The organism is Blastococcus sp. CCUG 61487, assembly GCF_005222955.1.
Lineage (GTDB): Bacteria > Actinomycetota > Actinomycetes > Mycobacteriales > Geodermatophilaceae > Blastococcus.
The window spans coordinates 1-6,614 of record NZ_LWUA01000257.1 but is presented as its reverse complement, the minus strand read 5'-3'; the positions used below and the strand labels follow the sequence as shown (position 1 = coordinate 6,614).

Genomic DNA, 6,614 nt, shown 5'->3' with positions numbered 1-6,614 from the left:
GTCAAGCGGCGCACCGACGTCGTGGGCATCTTCCCCGACGACACCGCCCTGCTCCGGCTGGCCAGCTGCGTGCTGATCGAGGCCCACGACGAGTGGCAGGTCTCCGACCGCCGCTACCTCTCCGAAGCCTCCATGGCTCTGCTCAACCCGCCCGAGCCGACCGCTCTCGAGCCCCGCTGCACCGACCCCAGCGAGGTGATCGACCAGCCCGCCCTGCAGACGGCATAGTCAGCAACACCGCAGAGCAGCACGCGGACGATCTACACCACCCCACGGGGCACGGCCCGCCAACGCAGCCATTGATGCAGCCGGTAGTGCAGCCCCGCATCCGGATCGAGTCGCACCGTCCCGCGGAGTACACCATCCGACTGGACATTGGCCGTCCCAGCGCACCACCGCCGGCACGGCCCAAGCGGGCCCGCATTCCCGGACGGTGGCTGCCGTATGGGACAACCGCGACCATCGCCGGGCTACCGATCCACGGTGGTCTGCTCTACGTCGGCTCTGACCTGCCCTCCGTTCGCGGATACGAGATCGAACCATCCCTGCTGGACCCTGCACTTCCGGTCGACCTCGCGCGCGCGGACAGCAGCGGACTGGGGTTGGGCTACTGGCCTTCCTACAGCGAACTAAGCCCGGCCGAACGTGGCGGCCTTCTGCGCTGGCTCGCCGACGGCCGCAACCACCCCGAGGCACCCATCGGGTTCGTCTTCATCTACTTCTACGGACTCGAACGTCGTCTGGCCCATGAACTGCACGAAGCGAACCCAGAGCGGTTGCTGTTGCTCCGGGAAGTGCAGCGCCTGCTCGACCTGTACGGGGACAACCACTCGTTCCGGCGCTACGCCACCGACCTGCTGCAGTGGGCCACTCCTATCGACACCGGCCGCCGTTACCACTCAGCACCACCAGCACCCGCCGACTGGGGATACGACCTTCCGTTCGACGTCTGCATCGGACTGGGCCAGCTGCTCGCCGACGGCCGCCCGATCCCCGCTGCCTGGGCGCAGGCCTGGTGGCAGCAGCACCCCGAGAGCCGCACCCGCACCCCGGTCAAGCGCTGCCCCGAGCAGTTCGCCGCCGCCTTTGCCACGCTGTACACCCGACGCTTCGGTGACGGCCTCATCGTCAAAGAGAACAAGAAGCGCCTGCAACTGGACTACCGCCCGGCCAGCGCCGGCCTACCGGGAGGTACCCGGGATCTCGGTCTGCCCGACGTCCGCGCGCTGCGTGGCCCGGTCACCAAGTTCGCCGAGATCGCCGAGCAAGCCACCAACGACCTGGACGCCTACAGCCGTTACCTCGGCCGCAGCGGTGCAGATCCGGGATCGCCGGCGGCCCTGGCCGTGTTGCCGCCCTATCTCAACGCGGTTCCCAATCAAAGCACCCGAGACCTGCTCGACTGGGTCCGCGGCGCTCTTGGTGACGCTCCTCGCCGCCGCGTTCCAGGCGTCGAGCTCATCAGCCGATGGCCCGCCGGCCGCCCCGATCGGCTCAACAAGGCCGAAGCGGAGCTGCTGGCGACCCTGCTGGAACGACAGAGCATCGGCATCGAGCCCGACGTGCGCTTCGGCGGCACGCCACCGCCGCCCGCCGGCGACGTAGTGCTTTTCACCCTGCCCACGCCCAGCAGCGCACCAACCGCCGCGACACCCAACCCGAACTACGCATCCGCGGTCGCGCTGGTGCAACTGGCCGCCGCCGTCGCCGCCGCCGACGGAGCCATCGCCGACAGCGAGACCCGGGCGATGCTCGACCACATCAGCCGCGGTGTCGGTCTCGCCGATAACGAGCAGGCGCGGCTGCACGCCCATCTCGACATCGTGCTGCAGCGACCGCCCACCCTCGCCGCGCTGCGGAAACGCGCCGCCGCGCTGGACGACACCCAGCGGCAAGAAGCGGCAGGACTCCTGCTCGCCGTGGCCGCCGCAGACGGCGCCATCAGCCCTTCAGAGACCGATCAGATCTCTCGGCTGTTCACCGTGCTCGGCTTCGAGTCCACCGACGCCTACACACAAGTCCACGCCGCAGCCACCTCCGCCCGCCGACACAGTGATCCGCTGTTCTCCGCGCGCACGGCCGGCCGCCCCGCCGCCGACTTCACCCTGGCCCCTCCACCGGCCCCGACAGACCGCCGCGGTCGTCATGCTGCGCCCGAGATCGCGACCGGTCCCGCGCCGATCGAGCTTGATCCCGACCTGCTCGCCCGCACTCGCCGAGACAGCGAGCAGGTCGCGGCACTGCTCGCGGACATCTTCGCCGACACAACCAACGAGCCACTCCAGGAATCCGCCTCCACAACGGCGCCAACCGCGGCCGACGGGAACGAGCCCGACGGCGACACCGGCCTCATCACCGGCCTGGACCTGCCGCACAGCCACCTCCTGAGGGCGCTCATCGCAGCACCCCGGTGGAACCGCCCCGCCTTCGCCACGCTGTGCAGCACCCACCGGCTACTGCCCGACGGCGCCATCGACACCCTGAACGAGGCGGCCGTCGAGGCAACCGGCGAACCCGTCTGCGAAGGCCACGACCCCATCGACATCAACAGCTATGCCCTCGAGGAGCTCCTCCGGTGACCACCCCAGCGACCCCAGCGACCGTCGGTCGGCTGCGTCCCCGCGAGCGCGACGCCATCATCAACTCGCTCCGCGCCGGAGTCGTCCCGCGCGCCGGATTCCAGCACGTTCAGGTCGGACGCGCCCGGGAAGTGCAGGCCCTCGCCGCCGACCTGGACCGCGTCGCTGACGGCGGCTCGCTGATCCGGTTCATCATCGGCGAGTACGGCGCCGGAAAGACCTTCTTCCTGTCGCTGACCAGCTCGATCGCGGCCGAGAAGAAGCTGGTGACAGCACGAGCCGACCTGACACCCGATCGTCGGCTGCAATCCACCAGTGGGCAGGCGCGTTCCCTCTATGCCGAGCTGATGCGCAACCTCGCCACCCGCGCGGCACCCGACGGTGGCGCCCTGCCCGCCGTCGTCGAACGGTTCGTCACCTCGGCCCGGAACGAAGCAGACACCACCGGCACTAACGTCGACAAAGTCATCACCCGCAGGCTCGCTGAGCTGGCAGAGATGGTCGGCGGCTACGACTTCGCCCACGTCATCGGCGCCTACTGGCGCGGCTACGACACCGGAAACGACCAACTCAAGAACGACGCCATCCGCTGGCTCCGGGCCGAATACACCACCAAGACCGAAGCCCGCGCGGCGCTCGGCGTCCGCACAGTCATCGACGACGCCAACTTCTACGACGCACTGAAGCTCCTCGCCAACTTCGTGCGCCTCGCCGGCTACAGCGGCCTGCTCATCTGCCTCGACGAGATGGTCAACCTGTACAAGCTCGCCCACACGCAGAGCCGCAACAGCAACTACGAACAAGTCCTGCGCATCGTCAACGACTGCCTGCAGGGACGAGCCCCCGGTCTAGGCGTCTGCTTCGGCGGAACCCCGGAACTGCTCATGGACAGCCGCCGCGGTCTCTACAGCTACGAGGCGCTGCGCAGCCGCCTGGCGGAAAACGCCTTCGCCGTGGGCGGCCTCGTCGACATGTCCAGCCCCGTCCTGCGCCTGGCCAACCTCACCCCCGAAGACATGTACGTGCTGCTGACCAAGCTGCGCCACGTCTACGCAGCCGGCGACCCCGACGACTACCTGCTGCCCGACGAGGCGCTGCACGCGTTCATGCAGCACTGCTCCACCCGCGTCGGCGACGCCTACTTCCGCACCCCTCGGGCAACGATCCGCGAGTTCCTCAACCTGCTCGCCGTCGTGGAGCAGAACCCGGGGGTGGACTGGCGCGCCCTCATCGGCCAGGTCCAACTCGCGCCCGAGTCCAACCCGGACCTGGAACCGCTGCCAGACTCCTCGCCCAGCGACGGCGAGGCCACTACCGCAGAACCGCTGAACTTCGCTCCGCCAGCGACCGCCCCTCTGCCCAGTGCCACGAGTGCGCACGCGGTCGAGGACCAGGACGACGACCTGGCCAACTTCCGTCTCTGACCGACCGGATGACCACTTCCATCAGTGATCCCGACGGCACCCCGGGCGTCAGCGATCAGAGGGGCAGCCGTGCGTTCGGACGGCTCCATCCGCATGTGCAACGCTGGATCTACAGCGCGAACTGGACCGGCCTACGAGACGCCCAGGAACGCGCCATCCCGCTGCTAATTCAGCCAACTGGTGACGTCCTCGTCTCCGCCGCCACCGCCGGGGGTAAGACGGAGGCGGCCTTCCTGCCCATCATCAGCAACTTGCTCGACGACCCCGCCCCCGGCACCGGCCTCCAGGCGCTTTATGTCGCACCGCTCAAGGCCCTCATCAACGACCAGTACGGGCGACTCACCGACCTGTGCGATGGCACAGACCTCGCGGTCCACCGCTGGCACGGCGACGTCGCCGCCGACCGCAAGACCAAGCTGCTCAAGGCTCCGTCCGGGATCCTGCTCACCACACCCGAGTCGCTCGAAGCGATCTTCGTGCTCCGCGGCACCACGGTTCCTGGCCTGTTCGCCCGATTGCGCTACATCGTCGTCGACGAACTCCACGCCTTCCTCGGCACCGAACGCGGAGCCCAACTCCGCTCCCTGCTGCATCGCCTGGAACTGGCCGCGCGCCGACGGATCGTCCGCGTCGGCCTGTCGGCCACGCTCGGCGACATGCGCCTGGCGGCAGCGCAACTGCGGCCCTCGACGCCCGACCAGGTCACGCTCGTGGAGTCCGCCATGGGAGGACAGGACCTCCGGCTCGCCGTCCGCGGCTACGTCGAGAGCGCACCGCGTCCCGGCGCGACCGGCACACGCGATGGGGAATCCGAACAGCCGCGCGAGGAAGCGGACGAGGACGCGACCCTAACCAGCACTCGCCTGATCAGCACACACCTCTTCGACGTCCTTCGGGGCAGCGACAACCTTGTCTTCGCCAACTCCCGCGGCAAGGTCGAGATGTACGCCGACCAGCTGCGGCGGCTGTCTGAACAGGCGCACCGACCGAACGAGTTTTTCCCGCACCACGGCAGCTTGTCCAAGGAACTCCGCGAAGAAGTCGAAGCCGCACTCAAGGACCCCACCCGGCCGGTGACCGCTGTCGCGACCACCACCTTGGAGATGGGCATCGACATCGGCAGCGTCGCATCCATCGCTCAGGTCGGGTCACCGCCGAGCGTCGCCGGCCTGCGCCAGCGCCTCGGCCGCTCCGGCCGCCGCGGTGAACCAGCGGTGCTACGGACCTACATCACCGAGCCGGAGATCGACTCCCGCACCCCGCTGGCCGATCAGCTGCGCGGCTCCCTGGTGCAAACCACCGCCATCATCGAACTGCTCCTCGACGGCTGGTGCGAACCGCCCGACCCGGCGGTCCTACATACCTCCACGCTCGTGCAGCAGCTGCTGAGTCTCATCGCGCAGCACGGCGGTGTAACTCCGCTCGATGCCTACCGCGCCCTCTGCGACATCGACGGACCGTTTCACGCCACGTCCCCACCACGGTTCAAGGCCCTGCTGCGGTCCCTCGCCGATCGGGAAGTCATCGATCAGAGCACCGACGGGACGCTTCTGCTGGGCGAGGTGGGGGAGCGGACCGTTAACCACTACAGCTTCTACGCGGCCTTCACCAGCCCTGAGGAATACCGGCTGCTGACCGGCGGCCGACTGCTCGGCGTCCTGCCCGTCGACTTTCCCCTCTACATCGGTCTCAGCCTGATCTTCGGCGGTCGGCGGTGGCGAGTCACCGGCATCGACGACCGCCAACGGTCCATCGACCTCGCCCGCGCAGTTGGCGGCCGCCCACCCACATTCGCCGGTGACGGAGCCGCCGTGCATGACCACGTCCGTGCCCACATGCGAGACCTCCTCGCCAGCGACCGACTTCCCGCCTTTCTCAACGTCCCCGCGCGTCAGCTGCTGGCCGATGCGCGAGCGAACTTCCGTCGTCACGGTCTCGCGCAGCAAAGTCTCCTCGCACGCGGCTCTGCCGCCGTCCTCGTTCCCTGGGTAGGCACCCGGACCGCAAACACCTTGACCGCCTTGCTACGAGACCAAGGCATCGAGGCCGCCAACGACGGCCTGACGATCACCTGCGAGCGGGACAGTAAGGACCAGGTCCTGGCGGTCCTGGCGACGCTCGCATCCGCAGGTCCACACGACCCGATCGCCCTTGCCGCCTCGGTTCACGCCAAGCAGACCAACAAGTACGACATGTGGCTCGACGATGCTCTGCTGGACGAGGACTACGCCGCTCGGTCACTCGACACCGTCAGCGCCCACCAGACGGTCCTGCGGCTTCTGAAGGAGGCGAGCGCGCCAGGCCCAGATGCTGGCGGCCAGTGACCATCAACCACCCGCCCCGACAGGACGCAGGCGTCTGGAGACAACAGCGAGGCGCGCCGCTGCGCTGCGCCGTCAGCCATCTCGGCGCGCCCGCCCCCTCGGGGCGAGAGCCGATCCTCGTCGGCAGCACCCCGAGTTCGTGTCGACGGGACGCTGCGCACCTGCTCGGACACCCCGGTCCGCACTCCACTGACGAGGACGGAGCGAGGCCCCGAACCCACGTCGTCCCGATCGGGTAGCTCAGGGTTGTCGCCTATCCGGCGCAGGGGTGACGTCCCGCTGAGTGG

General features: G+C 68.8%; 4 protein-coding genes. All 4 read left to right on the top strand.

The window, feature by feature from the left end; all coding sequences use genetic code 11:
* A partial coding sequence (locus tag A6V29_RS16200) for a transposase (protein WP_170977910.1) occupies nucleotides 1–228 on the top strand: 228 nt, incomplete at its 5' end.
* A gap of 86 nt (nucleotides 229–314) precedes the next feature.
* A complete protein-coding gene (locus A6V29_RS16195; protein WP_170977909.1) occupies nucleotides 315–2,579 on the top strand; it encodes a TerB N-terminal domain-containing protein in 2,265 nt (754 codons plus the stop codon).
* The gene (locus tag A6V29_RS16190) at nucleotides 2,576–4,003 is read left to right on the top strand and encodes an ATP-binding protein (protein ID WP_137161255.1); all 1,428 of its coding nucleotides are present in this window, start codon (nucleotides 2,576–2,578) and stop codon (nucleotides 4,001–4,003) included. Before A6V29_RS16195 ends, A6V29_RS16190 begins: the two co-directional genes overlap by 4 nt.
* Before the next feature lie 8 nt (nucleotides 4,004–4,011).
* Nucleotides 4,012–6,327, top strand: coding sequence for a DEAD/DEAH box helicase (locus A6V29_RS16185; protein ID WP_137161254.1), 2,316 nt, complete (start codon nucleotides 4,012–4,014; stop codon nucleotides 6,325–6,327).
* The last annotated feature ends 287 nt before the right edge of the window (nucleotides 6,328–6,614 follow it).

Excerpts from the sequence above, each read along its gene's own strand:
- A6V29_RS16185 (WP_137161254.1), top strand. The coding sequence starts at position 4,012 with ATGACCACTTCCATCAGTGATCCCGACGGCACCCCGGGCGTCAGCGAT.